Annotated in this window: 17 protein-coding genes, 2 CRISPR repeat arrays and 1 riboswitch (1 of these 20 only partly in view); of the genes, 1 reads left to right on the top strand and 16 read right to left on the bottom strand. The window is 47.2% G+C overall.

All coding sequences use genetic code 11. The features are described 5' to 3' along the window. A CRISPR array of direct repeats spans positions 1-408; the repeat unit is 35 nt; unit sequence GTTTCCGTCCCCTTGCGGGGATTAAGGTAATTTAC (it extends 441 nt beyond the left edge of the window). Between the two features lie 260 nt (positions 409-668). The 12 genes from DW949_RS05965 to DW949_RS05910 all read right to left on the bottom strand — a co-directional run bounded on the left by DW949_RS05965 (position 669) and on the right by DW949_RS05910 (position 14077). Further along, positions 669-2021: a hypothetical protein gene (locus DW949_RS05965; RefSeq protein WP_118022328.1), complete on the bottom strand. Its 1353-nt coding sequence runs from the start codon at positions 2019-2021 to the stop codon at positions 669-671. A 14-nt stretch (positions 2022-2035) separates the two neighbouring features. After that, positions 2036-2785, bottom strand: coding sequence for a CRISPR system precrRNA processing endoribonuclease RAMP protein Cas6 (gene cas6, locus DW949_RS05960; RefSeq protein ID WP_118022327.1), 750 nt, complete (start codon positions 2783-2785; stop codon positions 2036-2038). Then, positions 2779-3990 (bottom strand): type III-A CRISPR-associated RAMP protein Csm5, encoded by a 1212-nt coding sequence (csm5, locus tag DW949_RS05955; protein ID WP_118022326.1) that lies wholly within the window; start codon positions 3988-3990, stop codon positions 2779-2781. Before csm5 ends, cas6 begins: the two co-directional genes overlap by 7 nt. Then, a complete protein-coding gene (locus DW949_RS05950; protein WP_118022325.1) occupies positions 3987-4994 on the bottom strand; it encodes an RAMP superfamily CRISPR-associated protein in 1008 nt (335 codons plus the stop codon). The genes csm5 and DW949_RS05950 overlap by 4 nt, the downstream gene beginning before the upstream one ends. 3 nt (positions 4995-4997) lie before the next feature. After that, the gene (gene csm3 / locus DW949_RS05945; RefSeq protein WP_118022324.1) at positions 4998-5666 is read right to left on the bottom strand and encodes a type III-A CRISPR-associated RAMP protein Csm3; all 669 of its coding nucleotides are present in this window, start codon (positions 5664-5666) and stop codon (positions 4998-5000) included. A gap of 1 nt (position 5667) precedes the next feature. Then, entirely contained in the window at positions 5668-6048 is a 381-nt protein-coding gene (csm2, locus tag DW949_RS05940; protein ID WP_118022323.1) for a type III-A CRISPR-associated protein Csm2, read from the bottom strand. After that, positions 6045-8540, bottom strand: coding sequence for a type III-A CRISPR-associated protein Cas10/Csm1 (cas10, locus tag DW949_RS05935; RefSeq protein ID WP_118022322.1), 2496 nt, complete (start codon positions 8538-8540; stop codon positions 6045-6047). The genes csm2 and cas10 overlap by 4 nt, the downstream gene beginning before the upstream one ends. A 17-nt stretch (positions 8541-8557) precedes the next feature. Further along, positions 8558-8866 (bottom strand): CRISPR-associated endonuclease Cas2, encoded by a 309-nt coding sequence (gene cas2 / locus DW949_RS05930; RefSeq protein WP_370448722.1) that lies wholly within the window; start codon positions 8864-8866, stop codon positions 8558-8560. A 3-nt stretch (positions 8867-8869) separates the two neighbouring features. Continuing rightward, positions 8870-9865 carry a CRISPR-associated endonuclease Cas1 gene (gene cas1 / locus DW949_RS05925; protein WP_118022320.1) on the bottom strand — a complete coding sequence of 332 codons (996 nt, stop codon included), beginning with the start codon at positions 9863-9865 and terminating at the stop codon, positions 8870-8872. A gap of 77 nt (positions 9866-9942) precedes the next feature. Then, a CRISPR array of direct repeats spans positions 9943-10484; the repeat unit is 35 nt; unit sequence GTTTCCGTCCCCTTACGGGGATTAAGGTAATTTAC. Between the two features lie 362 nt (positions 10485-10846). Continuing rightward, entirely contained in the window at positions 10847-12448 is a 1602-nt protein-coding gene (locus DW949_RS05920; RefSeq protein ID WP_118022319.1) for a hypothetical protein, read from the bottom strand. A gap of 95 nt (positions 12449-12543) precedes the next feature. Then, positions 12544-12813: a type II toxin-antitoxin system RelB/DinJ family antitoxin gene (locus tag DW949_RS05915; RefSeq protein WP_118022318.1), complete on the bottom strand. Its 270-nt coding sequence runs from the start codon at positions 12811-12813 to the stop codon at positions 12544-12546. Between the two features lie 88 nt (positions 12814-12901). Continuing rightward, positions 12902-14077, bottom strand: a complete 1176-nt coding sequence (locus tag DW949_RS05910; RefSeq protein ID WP_118022317.1) for a phosphoribosylaminoimidazolecarboxamide formyltransferase — start codon at positions 14075-14077, stop codon at positions 12902-12904. Between the two features lie 46 nt (positions 14078-14123). Beyond that, a riboswitch (ZMP/ZTP riboswitch) is annotated at positions 14124-14203 on the bottom strand. A gap of 143 nt (positions 14204-14346) precedes the next feature. Between DW949_RS05910 and DW949_RS05905 the strand changes: the two genes are divergently transcribed. Next, entirely contained in the window at positions 14347-15063 is a 717-nt protein-coding gene (locus DW949_RS05905; protein WP_118022316.1) for a hypothetical protein, read from the top strand. A gap of 98 nt (positions 15064-15161) precedes the next feature. Here DW949_RS05905 and DW949_RS05900 read toward each other — a convergent pair whose 3' ends face one another. The 4 genes from DW949_RS05900 to thrS form a co-directional block, all read right to left on the bottom strand. Continuing rightward, positions 15162-16064: an NAD(P)-binding domain-containing protein gene (locus DW949_RS05900; RefSeq protein ID WP_118022315.1), complete on the bottom strand. Its 903-nt coding sequence runs from the start codon at positions 16062-16064 to the stop codon at positions 15162-15164. A 1-nt stretch (position 16065) separates the two neighbouring features. Beyond that, positions 16066-16863, bottom strand: coding sequence for a ribonuclease HII (locus DW949_RS05895; RefSeq protein ID WP_118022314.1), 798 nt, complete (start codon positions 16861-16863; stop codon positions 16066-16068). After that, entirely contained in the window at positions 16863-17729 is an 867-nt protein-coding gene (gene ylqF / locus DW949_RS05890; protein ID WP_118022313.1) for a ribosome biogenesis GTPase YlqF, read from the bottom strand. Before ylqF ends, DW949_RS05895 begins: the two co-directional genes overlap by 1 nt. 151 nt (positions 17730-17880) lie before the next feature. Further along, positions 17881-19788, bottom strand: coding sequence for a threonine--tRNA ligase (thrS, locus tag DW949_RS05885; protein ID WP_118022312.1), 1908 nt, complete (start codon positions 19786-19788; stop codon positions 17881-17883). Positions 19789-19800 lie beyond the last annotated feature (12 nt).

Raw genomic sequence — 19800 nt, 5'->3', positions numbered from 1 at the left:
TACGTTTCCGTCCCCTTGCGGGGATTAAGGTAATTTACGGCTCAAAGCAAACTATGAATCGATTACGATTAGAGTCCGTTTCCGTCCCCTTGCGGGGATTAAGGTAATTTACAATTCCATAAAGGGAAGTTCGAAGAACTCACCTTACCAGTTTCCGTCCCCTTGCGGGGATTAAGGTAATTTACAAAGCCGGCGATGGCCCCCGATAGTAAGAGCCTTAAATCAAGTTTCCGTCCCCTTGCGGGGATTAAGGTAATTTACGAGTACAAGGCCGTCACTATCGACCATAAAGCCTTGTACGTTTCCGTCCCCTTGCGGGGATTAAGGTAATTTACTAGTAGAAAATTCCCTTTATAGCAAAAAGGGAATTGAGGTTTCCGTCCCCTTGCGGGGATTAAGGTAATTTACAGCACCCCTTACGAAGCCTGTGTTTATGCAGGTCTATGAGGCGGTTTGCGGGGCGGATTCTGATTTTCTTGATTGTATAACATTTTCAGTGATACTCATCTTCAGAATCTCTGTTAACCCGCATGATTATCACATCGGGGCGGATTTATGCGTTTTTTCTCAAAAATCCGCCCTTATTATATCATATACTTTCTATAAAAAATAGATACAGCACGACAAAACTGTTAACAACCTGAAACGGCATGACCCACATAGTTACCTCATTTTCCTGGCAACAAAGATTGATCAATCCATTGGTTGAGTTGTCTGTAAGCACTGCGTTGTTTATTTACTTGTAAACCCAGTATAACAGAAAGCAGATGCCAGAAAGATTGCATAATATCCGATGGATTCATTCCGGTCCGCTGTTTTACTGTATCTGCTGATACATTGACTATTTCATGAGCCGTATTGTTCCGTAATTTTCGTAATTCATCTATATATTTGTTTTCTGGATTCATCAATGGATCATTCATGAAATCCCGATGCTTTTCTCCATCAATCGCTCCATCCTTTGTTAATGCAAATACAAAAATATAATACAACAAAATAAAGGACAACTCTCCATCCCTGTACGGAGTTTTAAATGCCTCATCAAGAAATTCAAGTAATTCCGGTCCCATAGGTTTGTGTACCAGTGTCGAGCGTTTAAGCACTTTCTTTCCCCTATCTCGTTCAAGGTATTGCACGACAGGAATGGTCAAGTTCTGTTTGGCATAGTAGAGAAACAGTTCATATAAAAATGGAGATATTTGTACCATAAAGCTGGCATATTGACCTTTTTCCTGATGAATTTGCATAGTCAGCAAATATTCTACCAAACTTTCCGCTTCATGTGAGAAGGGGAATAGATGTTGCCCACAATATTTACGCATAATCTGCTGTGCTGCTTTGGTCTGCAAATCAGCCCGGTACATAGCAAATTTAATCAGTTTCTTTGTGTCATCTGGAATTTCCGGATTGCCTTTGCAAAATTCCCAAGCACCAGCATATTCGTATCGATGTACAAGTGACATGATTTCATGTTTTTCACGATATAATCTCAGTATTTTAAGATTCGGTTCTGCACATCGATTTATAGCACCCGGTTCATCATCTTCATTGCATAGCAGCATTTCTTCTACGTCTTCTTTATCTTGAACAGGTACCGTATGAACATTGGAACGGCCTTCTGGTGATGCCACCTGTATTCCACGGCACCAATCGTATTCAGTCGCCATGATAGCCAGAATAACCTTGATTTGCGGTGTCCCGGAACTCAAATTGAGCAGGATTTCCGCATCAGGATACATCTGGTGTACATGGAATACAGACTGTGGCAGATGATGAAGATAGGAATCAAACAGATGAGCATCTTTGATTCCGGAACAAATGGCACTCACAGGGCAACCCGGCTGTACATGTTCAATACCAAGGGTATACATATGAGTTTGTTTTTCACGTTCTTCCATTTCAGCCGTGTAGTATAAAACAACATGGTCCGGCTGATAATAGCGCAGAATATGAAGACATGCCCCATCCCGGCAGTTTCGTACAGGATCAGTCGTGCCGACCGGGGAAAATAAAATCCGCATAAGAGTCACCCTTTCTAATCAATAGTTGTATTGACGGATCCCATTCCCAGTGCCGTCTTGACTCCGACGCCTGCATAAGGGGCAAAGGCAGTCAATATCCCTTGAATCCGTTTCAGCATATCAAATCCAAAAAAGCGATAATGCATCTGACCACTGCAACCATAAATCGTACTGCCATTAACAGAAAATGTCTGTGATCGCAATTGATACCGTGTAAGCTGACAGTGATTCGTCAGCTGATCCAAAAGGCTATCTTCTTCCAGCCTGGTCTCAGGAGAAAACGTATTCCATCGCTGTAAGAGGCTCTGATAGATAAGCCGGATATCAGGCAAAATCACATAGCGTCCGTCTTTTTTAAAGCTCATGACCGTACGTATATGCCACACGGCGCCACCTGGTGCCGTTTCCTGCCGGATGTACTGTTTAGCCAGTTTTTCATAATCAGTCTCTTTTATTATGGTGAATTTTCCTAACTGTACATCTATGCCTTTTTGCTTCAAGTGTAAAGAATGGCAGGACGAAATAGGCTGGAAAATCCGTTCATAGGCCTCATCCGTAAGAAAACCCAAGCGCCAGACAGGTAAACGACGTTCTGCATCCCAGTAAACGGCCTGGCTGTATGGACGCAGCGTCATGTGATGATAGAGCTCTGCACTATCTGCTTTAATGCGCTCCATCACCGCACCATGAAAAACAGACCCCATTTCCGGATGGACCTTAATAGTTTCAGGAAAGGTAAGAACGCATTCGGCTAGTCTCAGCATCCTGCCACTTCCTTTACCGCCGCTAGTCCGAGAATCCAACGGTCACCACCTGTATAAGCGAGTTTCAAGGTGCGCGGTGTCAGTACATCATCATCGCGTTGGTGATGATGAGCCGGTTCTCTCCGTCTGGTCTGCCGGTTCCATGTGGAAAATAATACATGATCGAAAAAGGAAGCCAACACCTGCTTTCCTTCTCTTTCGGGAGCCAGTGCATAATAAACAGTTTTAGAGAAAAAACCTGTCCCGCCACCAATCAGAAGATCTGCCAGCTGGCTTTCCTTGAATTCGGCTTTGTATTGCCTACCAAAGACGGACTGCTGTACTTCCAGGCCAAATTGAATATAATCTCTCACCCATTGCCAGAGCATATCCAGTGATATCAGGCCTATACGGTTGGTCATATCTGTATCCATAATAATAGAAAAGCGAAATTTGCTTCCGGCAGGAATACATTCCCGGAATAACGCAACCGTGTGCGGATCAATAGACTTGCCCCTTTTCTTACTAATATCGTACTTTTCCAGCACGATAGTGTCCCTTTTTTTCTCTGTCATCATGGCATCGCTGACCAATATACCACGCATTATGCTTTCTAACGCATCATTTGGCCGGTCCAGTTTCGGGTTCAATTTGCCAAAGGTCTGGCGTTCCATCTTTCGGACAATCCGTTGGATATTCCGATTGATAATATTTCTTTTATCACCCGACATCATGACCCGTTTGAGTTCCTGCCAATATGGCTGATACACTGAATGATTCTGCTGTATGCAATGGAACAAAATGGCCGAACGCATGGCACCTTTGAGGCTGCTGCCGGGAATATAAGGAACTCCATCTATAGTCTTAACCTGACGGATGATATCATTGACATGCTTTTTTGACTCCTTAGTCGTATATACGTCTGCATAAGAATTGCATATTTCCCGTATAACTGGACGCAAATTTGATGTATGAGTCTTATTACGTAGCCATTGCCCCAGTACGCAGCGTCTATAAAGGACCTCTTGTGCATAGTCATCAATCCACTGGTGACGCATAAGATAACTCATCCATTTTTTCTGATCAAGAAAATAAACCTTTTCCTCATTTCTATTTTTCTCATGAATATATTCGAACTGTTTGAGCGATTCTCCATTACCAATATGCACAGGAGCAATGCAGGTCAGCTCATACATTTTATGTTCGCATTTTTTTATTGACATCATAAGCTCAACCCCACATACAATCCTTTTCCATAACGCCAAACTGGATGCAGACTACCTGATGACACATCGGCAATCTGGCCAGTTATTTTTCTTGAAAAACAAGAGCCAGCCTGAATCATGTAAATATCTTCTTTTTTCGTAGCTGTCATTCCCTCAGGAGTCAAAAAACCACTCCGTTTACACAGTGTATACTGTCCCCCCTGGACAGCCGGTATATCTTCTGACTGTGGCAGCAAAACAGAAAGATTCATATAGTTCGTTGCATCGTCTGCCTTAAGCAATGCATACAACACGGCATCGTCAGTATAACAGCCGTCTTGATCCATATAGATTGGATCATCACCAAAATGAAACTTTCCGTAGCCACTGCTGCGTTTACCGCCAATACCACTGACTCCCATTTGTTCCATCAATGCCAATACCCATTCGCCGTCTTCTTCATCATCATAGCCTAGAATACCATAAAGTCCAGCTTCATTGGGGAGTGTGATTTCATGGACATAATAAGGTAGAGGCTCTGCACCTGTAGAACAATGGACGCGTGTCACCATATGGCTTTGTCCTGTATCTGGTTGTTCCCAACCTCCGTAATGGCCGCCCCCCAGCGACTTTAGATAGGTCATTAATTCGGAGGCGCGGACATATTCCATCTTTTTTAATGATTTCTGCTGTGTCGCTTTTGTCTTGAACTGCTGATAGGATGCAACCGGTTCTTTTTCATTATGTTCTATGGTAAGTATCGGCTTGGGAAGAAATAAATGCAGTTCATCGTCTTCTTTTACAAAGGGAAGCAGATCAGAAAAAAGCAAATGTCCTTGTGACGCTTTTTCATATAAAGATGCGAGTCCGCCTGCATCACCGATAGCCGCCAGTTCACAACATAATGCACCAAAAAGTGTATCGGCCCGGTAATGGAGTGTACTTTTTTCTAACTTGCCGCCCTCTTCGCCACAACCGAAATGCACAGGCGTATCGAATTGTAGAAAATAGAGAATGTATTCCATACGCTACACTTCCTTTAACAGGGACAGTACTTCTGATGCCATTTCATCACCGCTATGAGAGAAGGATACTACCTGCCACCCGGTAAACCGCACGCGGCCGTATCCGCGGGAACCATGACCACCAAGATAGTCCCATTGCAATAAGTGTAGGCCATTGGCCAGTTTTATCATATCTTCTCTCAGCTGTTCTGCATCGGTAACATTGTAGACGAGCTGGAAATCAAACACAGCACCAGCAGGAACACGTTCAATCTGGCGTGGATTGGCTTCCCCTGTAACAGGATTAATGGAATTTTCAAATTTCACTTCTCCTAAATATGTATCGGTATCTGCCTGTTCCAAAACAGTAACGCTATCCCGGTTCATGCGGATATCAAAAAACTGCAGCCGTGCCGGAAGCATGATATCGCCGGCTGTTCCAAATAAGCGCTGGATGACAGGGCTTTCTTTATCCATATCCGTAACTCCTTCCTGCCGGCGCAGGAGAGAGCGGATTTTTCCTTTTAAACTGCTGCCCGGAATGATGGGTTCTTTTGTAAATGCATCACGTATGAATGGACTATCTACGGCCCCGATAGGAGCAAAGTCGCTGGATCCGCCGATATGAAGGCCCGTTTCAACATGCAATGCCGCTGTGATTTTTAATTTTCCCTGTAAGATTTCCTGTGCCATATTAATTATCCCCTTCATGGTATTTGTGATATGCAACTAATGCTTCCATATAACGAGAAAATTCTTCATATTTTTCGATACTGGTTCCGATTTCCGTAATACTTTTTTCCATCTTACACGCATCCATGAATTTTCTGACATCCGGGAATCTACCAGCCTGATAGGCAGCTTTCACTTTTAAAAACTGTACTTCCCCAACCAGTTCTTCCGGCAATTCCGTCGCTTGCGGATGTTTTGCTTTATATACATTGACATGGTTCGTCAGAGAATTAACAGCTGTCAGGAACTTTCGTAACTGATTCGTCTGCAAGCGCCATTTCCCACGATTTTCCGCCTTTAATTGTAAGATGACCGATTCTGCTTCCCGGGCTATATCTTTCATAATTTCATCGTCCTTTCCTTATCCCGCATATGATAAATTAATAATTCGATAGCTGTAATCAATTCCTGCCTGTCTTTATCCGATTGATACCAGTCATACAATTGTACCCGTATTTGCTGATAACAAGGCAGTCTGCGCGTATCCTGCTTTTGGGGTTCCATTCTGGCCAGGACATAAGCAAACCGGGCTACATTGATATGTCCTTTTTCATCAGCCTGACGGAGAAGAGACAATAACCGATACAATCTGCCTTTTCCTGCTTCTATTTTGACCATATTGTTCTCTCCCGGAAAAGACAGGTGGCTTTCTAGGAATCGTAATTTTTCCTTGCAAACGTTCTGTTCAAAATCATCCCATGTGTACCGTGCTGTCCGATGATTTTCACACTGCCCCCCATATTCGACAATATGCCCAAATAATGTAACACTGTTCTTACCGGGATTATCTTTGGCATAATCTTCCAGTTCACCTGTCCGTTGTGCCATCTGCGAAATAGGAAAACTAGGATTAAAGAAGCCAATACCTGCAGAAAACGTTAGTTTGTCATTAGTAAATCGTGCGAAGGCATGACGCAGATCTATCGCGGCTTCAATGATATCATCCCAAGTGCCGGCAAGGAACATATCATCACCACCAGAATAAATCACATGGACAGTTCGCTTTTCTTTCTTCTCATTGGCGAACAAGGTAAATTCAGTTTCTCCCGATGCGAGATTTCCCTTCAGAATGTCATTGATGTATCGTTTGAAAAAAACAGAAAGCAAACGGGATAACGATGCTTTACGCGACAACGTATCATACGCAGCAGGCAATCCTGCAATAAAAGCCGCACCCAGACTATCTACATCGGCCCGGAGTATACCTATACGTTCAATGCCTTTGGCATCACGACTTCCACCGCTCTCTTTGGCAATCTGGGCAAATTCCACGGGATTACCATTGTCATCCAGAATCGTATAGTCGCCCATCCAAAGTGTTGTTGCCACTTGTTGACCCAATGTTAGTTCATTTTTTATATAAAGACGCCTTGGCATTTCCCTCTGGCTTAGTTCTGCTTCATCTATAATATCGAGATAGAATTCTCCATCGAGTCCTGGCAGAGGGACAGCATTGGGAGATGGTACAGCCGCAATATAGAACACATTTTTCTTCAACGCCTTTTGTCCCAACCGGAACAAGCCATTGCATGCATCACAGGCTTCATCACCTGTATCAGCATCTCCATAAGGGCGCAGATGAGAAGATGACATATGGCAGATCGCACATTCCCGGCTGGAATCAATCAGATGATTATAGTGACTATGAGGATCAAACATTCGCTGCAATTGCTCTGCCGTATAGCGGCAAAGTTTAGCTTTCCCCAATTTCTGGCTGACCTTGCGAAAAACAGCTCCAGCACCATTGCCAGCTTTGGAAAAATCAGCAGCCGAACAGGATTCATACGCCAACGCCAGATAGAGACGATTGCCATAATGACGCATAAACCATTCATTCAAATTCGATTGTGCCTGGTCCAGTACGCTCATGATTTTTCTAGTATTAGGCAAAAGCGCATAGAAATGGCCACCGCCACTATAAAGAAGGCATGAGCGGCTGACCTGACAGGCATCTAGCAATTCATCAATAACATGTTCCAATAGCACATCCAGATATAACGACCGTCCACGCAGACTTTTGAGTGCTCCCTTAGAAGGGATAGTATAGATAAATTTCTGTATGCCCGACATATCACCAGAAACCAACAAATATACTGGGGCTTTACGTATTGATTTGACTTTGTTTCCAAAACAATATGATTTGTAATCCTCAATTCCCCGTTCTTTAAAAACATGCCACAGGCAAGCAGCAAACGCAGCTGTCAGTTTTTGATGATCATACAAGGAGACATCTGGTACTTCTGCAGTATTGGTACTAGAAGGTATATAGGTCATCGTAGCAGCCATTGTCTGTAACAATTCGTTTACCGTCATCGTTTCCGGAGAACGTTGTGTAAAGGTTTGTGTCAGTTTTTGCGCCATATTTTGATAGACTGCTGCCGGGGCCTGAATATCAGCAATGTTTTTGGGATACGGCATTGCTGCCTCTTCGCCGATTCCCCGTACTGGATAAGCGGTAAACTTCCCTTGTGTTTCCGAAGAGAAAACGTTAAAAATATTGTGCAGCGGAACAGTTGGAACAAACCGCACACCCTTTTCTTCCCCTTTTGCTTCATACTCTATAGACATCCGCCGGTCAGACGCTGCCGCCAGATTATCTGCTTCATAAATAAGATAACTGATATCATCTGCTGGTAATCCAGCTCTTTCCAAATCAGCCTGATGATGATATGCAACGGCATGGAGAATTTCTCTGCGCTCCTGAGAAATATAGGGACGTAATACTTCTTCCCCGATGGCGGCATGACTTTTTTTTATTCGATTTGCACGCTGAAAAATCTTCCCAATATCATGTAATAAACCGGCCTTTTCAATATCCGATTCTGAAAGTTTCATAAATTCATCTCCCCGATTTACAAAATAATCACATCTTCTGTATGGGTATCTCCTACGCCCCAAGAAGATACGGCCATATAATTTGTCAGTATATAAATCCGCAGGGAATCCGTTTCTGAATCAATAAGTCCAGGCGCTTCCCGCAAAATCCGCTCATATTGTTTTTTCGGTATAAAAGCTTCGAATGCCGATTTCTGAACACGGACTCCATACTGATTGAGATACTTGACCATTTTACTTCTTGCCTTATTTTCTACTATATCATAAATAATTAATACAATAAACTTTTTTTCATCAATATTTTCGGTCTGCGAATTTTTCATCATATCTCACCTCAACCAGATTGGATCATAGACAGAAACATCTTCCATCATCAAAGCCTGACTATATTGGGCAACCTGATAGCTCAAAGAACGACGATAGGAATGTTTTCCCTCGATATACTGGTTGATGCTGCGCATCTTCTTTTCATATTCCCGGAAGAAAATTTTTCGCCCATCGTTAGTAAGAAATACCCCTCCTGTTTCTTCATCTCTATAAAAATGTTCTTTTTTGATTTCATGATGCTGCACAAGAGACAACACAAGAGAATCAGACAGAACAGGGCGCCATTCTTCCAACAAGTCCGATGCAAGAGCTGGATGATTCTCTTTGAGTGAATGCAAAAAACCGACATAGGGATGGAGTCCTTCATTGGCAATAGCCGTAAAGAGTTCATACATAACCAGTGTATATGCCAGACTGAGGAGTGAATTAAATGGATCTAATGGTGGACGCTTGGAACGTTTTTCAAATGCAAAGTCAGAACTAACAAAATGCCCTAATGCCGAAAAATAAATTTTTGCTGCCATGCCTTCATATCCCATAAGTTTTTCTTTAGTCTCAGAACGGCGCAAATTATCTCGCATTGTCATGATATTACGAATATGGAGATTTACTTCTGGAATATTACGGTCCCGGTTGTAGCGGCGCAGTAATGTAATCTGATTATGGACTTTTGCTGAAATGGTCTTTTTACTAAGTTCAAAACTAAAAGGCTGGTCTTGTAATAGAAACTGTTTTTGCTGTTTAAATATACGGATATGGCTGGTAGATTCCAACCTGCCAAAAAAATAACCTTTAGAGGATAACCAGGTGACGGGAATTCCACATGCCAGCAACGTTACCATCGCCTGTGAAGTGACTTGTACTGTATCAATCAATACGAGTCCCTCCAACGTTTCCTGAGGGATCTCAAGGAGCGTTTCATGATTCCGTCCCACAATGAACCGTCCGTTTTTATGTGTGATGATAGCTCCTTTTTCCGTAATATACGCAAAACTCATACAATCACCTCTTTAAAAAGAAAACCCGAAATACCATCAAATCTTAATGCAAAACAAAACGTATATAAATTCAACGATTCCCGTCCCCTTTGCGGGGATTAAGGTAATTTACAATAGGAGGCTAGACAATGATTGTATATGTATCTCATCTGTTTCCGTCCCCTTGCGGGGATTAAGGTAATTTACAAGACCATAAGATGTTCTTCTGGTCACCTGACCGGGAAGAGTTTCCGTCCCCTTGCGGGGATTAAGGTAATTTACGGCAGGTACAACATGTTATTAGAAAATGCATATGTTATTGTTTCCGTCCCCTTACGGGGATTAAGGTAATTTACAACAAAAACGGCTTTTAAAGCCAATATGAAGTTTCCGTCCCCTTACGGGGATTAAGGTAATTTACAAAAGAACGAAAAATATAAATATCCGCTTGCACACACTTGTTTCCGTCCCCTTACGGGGATTAAGGTAATTTACGGTATTGACTTGCTACCGCCTCCCTTATGATAGTGCATCGTTTCCGTCCCCTTACGGGGATTAAGGTAATTTACACGTTTTGGGCTTGCCAAATATGCCCCAGCGTCTGGTTTCCGTCCCCTTACGGGGATTAAGGTAATTTACAGCACCCCTTACGAAGCCTGTGTTTATGCAGGTCTATGAGGCGGTTTGCGGGGCGGATTCTGATTTTCTTGATTGTATAACATTTTCAGTGATACTCATCTTCAGAATTCCCGCTACCCCGCATGGTTGCCATATCGGGGCGGATTTGTTGATTTCCTTGCAAATCTGTCCTTATTATACCACATCCTGCTTCAAAATTGCACTTCTTTACTCCTCCAAAACACCGCCATCCTGACCTTTACCAACATAGTTGATAATGCAACTATATCAGCGTAACACAGCCTGCGGACTTCTAGCAGCCAGCAGCCAGCCGCTAACTGCGGCTGGCTGCCTTTCCTGCTAGCTGCGTTCCTTCCTGCACGGTCACTGCCAGATTTCGTGCATCGTCTGGATATAACCTTCTTCATTGAGATCGATATAGGTAATCAGTCCGGCTTTTGGAGACTGGATCTGCAAGGCTTTCTGATGTCCCCATGGCGATCCGTCTATTACCTGTACGGATTGTTCTGGCAATGCTGACAGATTCTGCATGAGATGGTCGTACATGCTTTCCCGGTCCTTGACGCGATGGGCAATACTGTCATCGGCCGGTTCCCGTTCCAGTCGGCATTCTGCCGCAAATCCATAATACATGCCTATTTCTTGAAAATTCCCCTTTTCATAGGCAGACGCCAGCATGTCCAGCCACTCCGACTCAGTATGCGGTTTATCAATACGTTCCCATTCTTCTGGCGCCTCTTCTTCTTCGTCACCGCCAGGCATCGGACTGATCAGCTTAATCTGGCACGGCGCATATTTCCATCCGGCCGATGTAATTTTCTTGATTTTCCCTTCTTCATCCAGTGTAAGAAATAGTGCACAATCAGGACGCCGCTCCTCATTTTGCGCCAATACGACACAATGTGTTCCAATGGGAGGTATGTCATCGGCAAGTTTTTCTCCTGGTGTCAGCTCATGGCCGGTCACTTCGCCAATCCAGGCATAGCAGGGTATGTGTTCTTTTTCCTGATTAGACATGATCTCTCTCAGAAACGCAAGGACCTCTTCCCTGCCTTCCGCACGGATTTCTTCATTATGATAATCATACTGGCAATCCTCTGCAATCTGACGCGACAGGCGTGTAAAGTTCCGTTCAACATAACAGGAGTGCAGCAAGGCTACGAGATGTTCTTCATCAATGACTGCCCCCTGCTGATAGTCTCCGACTGCCACATCTCCCTGAATGTCACAGATTGCGTTGATAACCGCACCGGGACGAATATACTCCTGCTGACCTTCCTTCACGAGCGATGCGGGATGGACAATGGACAGCGTACCATACTGTGTTTCGACATCGATATAATAAATCGGTATTTCTTCTTTTGCCCGGTTAAGAAAGGTAAAATTCCTGACCGACTCGATTTTCCCCGTGACGATGCTGCTGCCAGCGAGGTTTACAACATGGTTCATAGGAAACAGAACGGGCTGCCCCATAATCTTCGTAATGGGATTACGTTCGAAAGCCGCTTCATCCAGATAATAGGACACTTCAGAGGCGATTGCCGACACCTGCATGGTAATCAGGTCTCCATTATGATAGTCGGGAATGACATCGGCATTGACCAGGGAGATATGTACACTCTCCTCTTCCGATTGCGGATCCACAAAGTCATACTCCCGTTCCAGCACATACTCTTCTCCATCGTCTTCCTCGTCTGATTCAAACTCCTGCTGTGTATCTGCGACGGCAAGATGCCAGAAACAGTTGCTGCTGATATGACTGGTAAAACCGGTTAATTTCTTGCTATCGCCGTCAGGCTCAATATGACAATTGAATTCAAGGATATCAAACCACCGGCGCCAGATATAGAAGCCATAGTAGCCGCAAAAAACGTCTCCATGTTCGCACGTGTCCTGCATCATATACATGAAAAAGTCTTCATCTTCACAGATATCTCCCAGACCGAGTTCATTAAGATAATGCATAGCAAACCGCCTCCCATAGCAACGAATACCTGTATACCTTTCTATAAATGATAAAAATAGTTCTGCTCATTTCCGGATTATAGTCATCGTGACACTCATATGTTAAACTCTCGCTTTAGTTCAGCATCTACTTCATCTACTGTATACGATTTTCCAGTTTGCATGGATTTTATGCCTTTCCTAATTTCTGCATCTAACTGCTCACGGGTCATATCACCGATAGCAGTCGGTTTTCTGGGCGGAAGGCGGAGTTCAAAAGGAATTCCATTATTCAGGATAATCTGACTGTAAAGCATCTGGATGGCACTGGATGGAGAAATGCCAAGCTGGGACAGAATGAGTTCTGCTTTTTCTTCAAACGTCAAACTTCAAACTATCTTTTCCCTGCACGCCAAAAAAACTCACGGCCGGAGTCATCCTCCAGTCGTGAGTTTTGTGTCAGGGTTATTTTTATTAGTGATGGAACAGGCGCAGGTGGGTCATGGCCATGGTTATGCCGTATTTGTCACACGTTTCGATGACGTTGTCGTCACGGATGGAGCCGCCGGCCTGGGCGATGTAGTCTACGCCGCTGCGATGGGCCCGTTCGATGTTGTCGCCAAAGGGGAAGAAGGCGTCGCTGCCCAGGGCTACGCCGTGGAGCTGGGCAATCCAGGCTTTCTTTTCTTCCCGTGTGAGCGGTTCCGGTTTTTCCGTGAACAGGTCCTGCCAGATGCCGTCAGCCAGGACGTCTTCGTAGTCATCGGAAATGTAGACGTCGATGGCATTGTCCCGGTTCGGACGGCGCACGTCATCGCGGAAGGGCAGGGCCAGGACTTTCGGGTTCTGGCGGAGCCACCAGATGTCCGCTTTGTTGCCGGCCAGACGGGTGCAGTGTACGCGGGACTGTTGTCCGGCGCCGACACCGATGGTCATGCCGTCTTTGACGTAGCAGACGGAGTTGGACTGGGTATATTTCAGTGTGATGAGGGCGATCATGAGGTCGCGGATTGCCGAAGCCGGGAGGTTCTTGTTTTTCGTCGGGATTTCCTTGAAGAGATCTGCCGTGATTTTGGCGTTGTTCCGTTCCTGTTCAAAGGTGACGCCGTATACTTCTTTCGATTCGATGGGAGCCGGTGTATAGCCGCTATGCATCTGGAGGATGCAGTATTTCCCTTTTTTCTTCGTCTTGAGCAGTTCCAGTGCTTCATCGGTATATCCCGGGGCAATGACGCCGTCCGATACTTCCCGTTTGAGGAGGGTTGCCGTTTCGACATCACAGACGTCGGACAGGGCGACGAAATCGCCGTAAGAGCTCATGCGGTCGGCACCACGGGCACAGGCATAGGCCGAGGCCAGTGGAGACAAATCCAGGTCATCGACCCAGTAGATTTTCTTCAGTGTATCGCTCATGTCCGTCGCTACGGCTGCACCGGCGGGGCTGACGTGTTTGAAAGAAGCTGCTGCCGCAAGGCCCGTCGCTTCCTTCAGTTCTTTGACAAGCTGATAGCTGTTGAACGCATCGAGCAGGTTGATATAGCCCGGGCGGCCATTTAAGACATCAAAAGGAAGGTCGCTGCCATCTTTCATATACACTCTGGCCGAAGCCTGATTGGGATTGCAGCCATATTTCAATTGCAGTTCTTTCATCGTTATTACCTCCGTACGCAGATAAAAAAATACCGACACTTCCGGGAACCTTCGCCCAGACGGTCGGCTATACTGAATCATGCTCCCCGTGGTATGCTCCACTTTCCGTCAGTCACATGTTTCATGTCTATTATACAAGGCTAAATGCAGCACTGTCAATCATCTCATAGGGTATCCGGCAAAAAAATACGGAGAGATTCTCTTGCTTCTTTGTAAAAATCAGGTAAAATAGATACAAATGCCCTTATTTTTGATTGAGGTGAAAGGCTATGTATGACAAGAAAATGGAAGAAGCCGCCCGGGTGGTCATGAGCGAACATCCCCATAAAAGGGTCCTTCCATTTACCTATAACAATACATCATATTTTATCAAGCGCTGTATATCCAATGGCCGCAACCGGTTTGCCAAGCAGAATGCTCATATGGCCTATCTGACGGAAGTCTATAAAATCAGGCTGGTCAACAGCCGGGTCCCCCTGGCACCGGCCATTGTGCTCACCGGACCGGATTATTTCGTCATGAAAGCCAGCGGCCGGCCCCTGCAGCGTATCGTAAAGGAATATCCTGAGGATACCGATGAAGCCTATTACAAGGCAGGGGAAGCACTGGCCCGGCTCCATTCGTTTGGCCTGCATCATGGCAGGCCCGCCCTGCGCGATATCGCATGGGACCACACCACACGGGCCATCACCTTCCTCGACTGGGAAAATGAAATGCAGTTTTTCCATGTCGATGCCCGCGTCCTCGATCTGTTCTTATTCATCCACAGCTATTTCCGCGAAGGATGGCCCGGCAATCATCTGCTCGATCAGGCCATGAAGGGCTATCGTTCCGTTCCGGGATGGGAAGCGCGGCTGAGTGAACTCCGGCACTTCATTGCCAGCCACGGCATCGTCTTTGGCATTTGCCGTCACCTGATAAAGACCGGCTGGATCGACGTCGTGTCGGTCAGCAAGGCCGAAGCGTATATCCACGGCCTTTCCTGATGACCACTGGAAAGGGTCCGTTTTTGCCATACATGACGTATACGGAAAGGGAGCAGCAAACGAGATGTCACGTCTCATTTGCTGCTCCCTCTTTTTGTCTATTCCTTCGTTTGTACCGTAATTCCTGCCAGTTTTTCATAAAATGTCACCATGCAGCTGTTGTCTTCCCGGCCGCGGCCTTCCTGCATGAGGCTTTCGGTGATCTGCTGGACCATAGGTGCCAGCAGCAGGGGGACATCCAGTTCCTGTGCCGTTTCCATGACGTGATTGATATCTTTCATCTGGCTTTCCAGGAATCCGCCGGGAGCAAAATCGCGGCCATAGATACGGGCTGCTTTCTGTTCCAGTATGGCACTGCCAGCCAGGCCGCCCCGCACGGCTTCATACACCTTCTTTGGGTCCGCGCCTGCCTTCTGGGCCAGCACCAGGGCTTCGGAGACGGCAGCAATATTGATGAAACACATGATCTGGTTGCACAGTTTTGTCACCGATCCGGCCCCGTTTGGGCCGGTAACGACGGCAGATGATCCCATGGCATCGAAGACGTCGCGAACCTTCCCGGCCACCGTTTCATCGCCGCCGATCATAAAGGCCAGCGTGCCCGCTATGGCACCGGGTTCACCGCCGCTGACGGGAGCATCGAGGAAAGGACAGCCGGCTTCTTGTGCCAGGGCGGCAAATTGCTTCGATTCAGCCGGTGCCACCGAGCTGGAATCGATGAGGACCGTACCGGGTGCTATGCCGGCCAGTACGCCGTCGGGGCCGGTGAGGATATCTTTTACGATGCGTCCGTTTGGGAGCATGGTGATGACCACATCCTGATTCCGTGCCGTTTCCCGGGCTGTCGGGGCGGTACGGACGCCTTTTTCTTTCAGTTCCGCAATGGCCTCTTTATTGCCATGTCCGTTTTCTATGATGGTGACATCCATGCCTGCTTTGCACAGGTTGCGCACCATGGGGACGCCCATGATGCCCAGTCCGATAAATCCGATTCGTTTCATGTTACTCATCTCCTCTATGAAAGTGGGTCAGTGTCCGAATGGGCTCAAAGCTGCGCCGGTGGATCGGACAGGGCCCGTAAGTCTCAATCGCGTTTCTGTGTAATGCCGTCAGATAGCCTTTATGCACGGCAAATCCATATTCCGGATACGTCTTGTCATACTGCTCCATGAGCCGGTCCCGTGTCACTTTGGCAATGATCGATGCCGCCGCAATGGACGCGCTGAGAGCATCGCCATGGACCAGGGACTGATGGGCCATCGTAAGGTCCGGCAGAGGCATGGCATCGACCAGGACGGCTTCGGCCGGGACGGACAGGGCCCGAACGGCGTCGTACATGCCCTGCTGGGTCGCGTGATAGATATCGAGGTCATCAATTTCCTTTTCCGATTTGGCAATGCACGAGACGGCGACGGCTTCGGCCATGATTTTATCGTAGAGCCGTTCCCGCTTTGCCGGCGGTACTTTTTTGCTGTCGTTCAGGCCGGGACATTCCCAGAAAGGAGGCAGGATGACGGCGGCAATCATGACTGGCCCTGCGACGGGGCCCCGCCCGGCTTCGTCGATACCTGCCACGTGATAAATATTTTCATTATAAAATCTGGTTTCGTACGTATACAGGGAAAGGAGCCGTTCCCGTTCCTTTTCTTCCCGCACCATGCGGCGCATGAAGGCGGCGGCTTCTTTTTGTACGGACACGCGGGCGTCTTCCTTCATGGCCTGCAGGAGAGCCGGGATGTCGGTCTGCCCGTCTTCCAGCATGGCTTTCAGCTGTGCCAGTTTATATGCAGCCGTATCCATTACGCATCCTCCCCGCTGAGTTCTTCTACCCTGTCGAGAGAAATGGCGCCGATGCGTCCTTCACGGAACTCTTTCAATATGAGTTTGTACGTTTTTTCCATATCGACGGTGCCACCCGCTACGATACAGCCCCGTTTGCGCCCGATGGCTTCGACCGTGGCAAGCGGAGCCTCGTCCAGTGCATCGAGCTTGAAGCGGCTCTTCAGTTCTTCCGGATACCACTGGCCCAGTTCCCGTATGAGTTCGGAAATGACCGTTTCCATGTCAAAGACCGTATCGGAAATGGCCCCCGTCGCGGCCAGCCGGCAGGCATAAGTCTGATTTTCCAGTTTCGGCCAGAGGACGCCCGGCGTATCGAGCAGTTCCAGCTTGTCTCCCAGATGGACCCATTGCTTGCCCTTGGTTTCGCCGGGTTTATCGGCCGCCTTGGCCACGTTCCGGTGTGCCAGGGTATTGATCAGCGTCGATTTGCCTACGTTGGGGATACCCAGGATCATGGTGCGGACGGACCGGGTCTTGAGTCCTCTCATCTTCCACCGTTCCAGCTTGGGAGCTGCCAGCTGGCGCACTTTGCTGAGGAGCTGCTTGACGCTGCGGCTGTCTTTGCTGTTGAGAGCCAGGACGAGGCGGCCCTGCTGTTTATAATAAGCCAGCCATTCTGCCACGCAGTCCGGGTCGGCCAGATCGGCTTTATTCAGGACGACCAGGGACGGCTTCTGCCCGATGAGCTTTGCAATCATGGGATTGGTACTGCTCATGGGAATCCGGGCATCGACCAGTTCGATGACGACATCGATGACCTTCAGATTGTCTTCGATGAGACGGCGGGCCTTGGCCATATGCCCGGGAAACCAGTTTATAATCATATGTACTACCACCTTTCTGTCTTCTATTCTACTGGAATACGCAAAGTCCGTCAAACAAAATCCCTCCAGATGATTTGCAGCGTTTTCAAAAAAAACAGGACCCGCTTTTGCAGTGGGTCCTGCTTCTTTTTGGTCTATCCAGTTGTATCGATCAGCCTTTGCGTGTTTCCGTTAATTCACGTACGTGGGCAATGAAATCATCGACCGGCTGTGCACCGATATCGCCTTTGGAGCGGTCGCGGATGGACAGGGTGTTGCTTTCCATTTCCTTATCACCGATGACGGCCATGTATGGAACTTTTTCCATCTGGGCTTTGCGGATCTTGTAGCCGATTTTTTCGTTGCTTTCATCGACTTCTACGCGGATGCCCATCTTCTTGAATTTCTTACGCAGTTCTTTGGCATAGGCCAGATGTTTGTCCGAAATGGGGAGGAACTTGACCTGTACCGGTGCGAGCCATACGGGGAATGCGCCGTTGTAGTTTTCAATGAGGATGCCCAGGAAGCGTTCGACCGAACCGAATACGGTACGATGAACCATGACCGGACGATGTTTCTGGCCATCTTCGCCGATGTAGGTCATGTCGAAGCGTTCCGGCATGAGCATATCCAGCTGGATGGTACCGCACTGCCAGGTACGGCCGATGGAGTCTTTGACGTGGAAGTCCAGTTTCGGGCCGTAGAATGCGCCGTCGCCTTCGTTGATCTGGAAGGGAACGCCTTTTTCTTCGATGACTTCACGCAGCGTCTTCGTAGCCAGGTCCCAGATTTCATCAGAGCCCATGGAGTCTTCCGGACGGGTGGACAGTTCTACGTGATAATCGAGGCCGAAAATCTTGTAGGCTTTGTCGATGAGGTCCATGACGCCGGAAATTTCCTGCTTCATCTGGCTCGGCAGCATGAAGATGTGGGCATCATCCTGAGTGAAGCAGCGGACACGGAACAGGCCGTGGAGGGCACCGTGGAGTTCGTGACGATGGACGAGGCCCAGTTCAGCCATCCGCATGGGGAAATCGCGGTAGCTGTGGACGTTGCTCTTATAAACAAGGATGCCGCCGGGGCAGTTCATCGGTTTGATGGCGTATGGTTCGTCATCGATGGTGGTGAAATACATGTTTTCACGGTAATGATCCCAGTGACCGGACTGTTCCCAGAGATGACGGCTCAGGATGGTCGGCGTGCTGATTTCATCGTATTCGGCTTCATCATGAAGTTCATACCAGAGTTTGAGCAGTGTCTTGCGAAGGACCATGCCTTTGGCGTGGAAGAACGGGAAGCCCGGGCCTTCTTCGTGGAAGCTGAACAGGTCGAGCTGTTTGCCCAGTTTACGATGATCGCGCTTTTCGGCTTCTTCCAGCATGTGGAGGTAATCATCGAGGTCGGATTTCTTTTCAAAAGCCGTACCGTAAATACGCTGGAGCATCTTGTTGTGTTCATCACCGCGCCAGTAGGCACCGGCAACGGTCTGCAGTTTAAAGGCTTTGACAGCGCCTGTAGAAGCCGTATGGGGGCCGGCACAGAGATCGACGAAATCGCCCTGGCGGTAAAGGGAAATTTCGGCATCTTCCGGCAGGTCCTGGATCAGTTCTACTTTATAATCCTGACCGGCTTCTTTAAAGAGTTTCAGCGCATCTTCACGGGATACGACTTCTTTGGTAAGAGGCAGGTTTTCCTTGACGATTTTAGCCATTTCGGCTTCGATTGCCGGGAAATCTTCCTGTGTGAAGCGGTGTTCCGTATCGAGGTCATAGTAAAAGCCGTTTTCAATGGACGGGCCAATAGCGAATTTTACGCCCGGGAAGAGATGCTGGATAGCCTGGGCCATGACATGGGATGCTGTATGGCGAAGGGTATCTTTGCCAGCCTGATCGTCAAAGGTAAGGAATTCTACGGTCGAGCCGTCGGTGATGGGTTCACGCAGGTCCGTGACTTCACCATTTACCTTTGCTACCAATACTTTTTTTGCCAGGCTGTTGCTGAGCTGTTTGACGGCTTCGGCAAGAGAAATGCCATCAGCAAATTCTTTCTTGCTGCCATCTTTCAAAATTAATTCTGCCATAAAAAACATCCT

Origin of the sequence: Megasphaera sp. AM44-1BH, assembly GCF_003467125.1 — a bacterium.
Taxonomy (GTDB): Bacteria; Bacillota; Negativicutes; order Veillonellales; family Megasphaeraceae; genus Megasphaera.
The sequence above is the reverse complement of the archived record's forward strand: the minus strand, read 5'-3'. Positions and strand labels throughout refer to the sequence as shown.

What these genes read in the sequence shown, in the direction of transcription:
- csm3 (WP_118022324.1), bottom strand. Translation starts at nt 5,666, where the DNA reads ATGGCACAGGAAATCTTACAGGGAAAATTAAAAATCACAGCGGCATTG.
- cas2 (WP_370448722.1), bottom strand. Translation starts at nt 8,866, where the DNA reads ATGATGAAAAATTCGCAGACCGAAAATATTGATGAAAAAAAGTTTATT.
- DW949_RS05950 (WP_118022325.1), bottom strand. Translation starts at nt 4,994, where the DNA reads ATGGAATACATTCTCTATTTTCTACAATTCGATACGCCTGTGCATTTC.
- DW949_RS05910 (WP_118022317.1), bottom strand. Translation starts at nt 14,077, where the DNA reads ATGAAAGAACTGCAATTGAAATATGGCTGCAATCCCAATCAGGCTTCG.
- csm5 (WP_118022326.1), bottom strand. Translation starts at nt 3,990, where the DNA reads ATGATGTCAATAAAAAAATGCGAACATAAAATGTATGAGCTGACCTGC.
- DW949_RS05965 (WP_118022328.1), bottom strand. Translation starts at nt 2,021, where the DNA reads ATGCGGATTTTATTTTCCCCGGTCGGCACGACTGATCCTGTACGAAAC.
- DW949_RS05895 (WP_118022314.1), bottom strand. Translation starts at nt 16,863, where the DNA reads ATGGATACGGCTGCATATAAACTGGCACAGCTGAAAGCCATGCTGGAA.
- cas6 (WP_118022327.1), bottom strand. Translation starts at nt 2,785, where the DNA reads ATGCTGAGACTAGCCGAATGCGTTCTTACCTTTCCTGAAACTATTAAG.
- cas10 (WP_118022322.1), bottom strand. Translation starts at nt 8,540, where the DNA reads ATGAAACTTTCAGAATCGGATATTGAAAAGGCCGGTTTATTACATGAT.
- DW949_RS05900 (WP_118022315.1), bottom strand. Translation starts at nt 16,064, where the DNA reads ATGAAACGAATCGGATTTATCGGACTGGGCATCATGGGCGTCCCCATG.
- ylqF (WP_118022313.1), bottom strand. Translation starts at nt 17,729, where the DNA reads ATGATTATAAACTGGTTTCCCGGGCATATGGCCAAGGCCCGCCGTCTC.
- DW949_RS05905 (WP_118022316.1), top strand. Translation starts at nt 14,347, where the DNA reads ATGTATGACAAGAAAATGGAAGAAGCCGCCCGGGTGGTCATGAGCGAA.
- csm2 (WP_118022323.1), bottom strand. Translation starts at nt 6,048, where the DNA reads ATGAAAGATATAGCCCGGGAAGCAGAATCGGTCATCTTACAATTAAAG.
- DW949_RS05920 (WP_118022319.1), bottom strand. Translation starts at nt 12,448, where the DNA reads ATGCATTATCTTAATGAACTCGGTCTGGGAGATATCTGTGAAGATGAA.
- cas1 (WP_118022320.1), bottom strand. Translation starts at nt 9,865, where the DNA reads ATGAGTTTTGCGTATATTACGGAAAAAGGAGCTATCATCACACATAAA.
- thrS (WP_118022312.1), bottom strand. Translation starts at nt 19,788, where the DNA reads ATGGCAGAATTAATTTTGAAAGATGGCAGCAAGAAAGAATTTGCTGAT.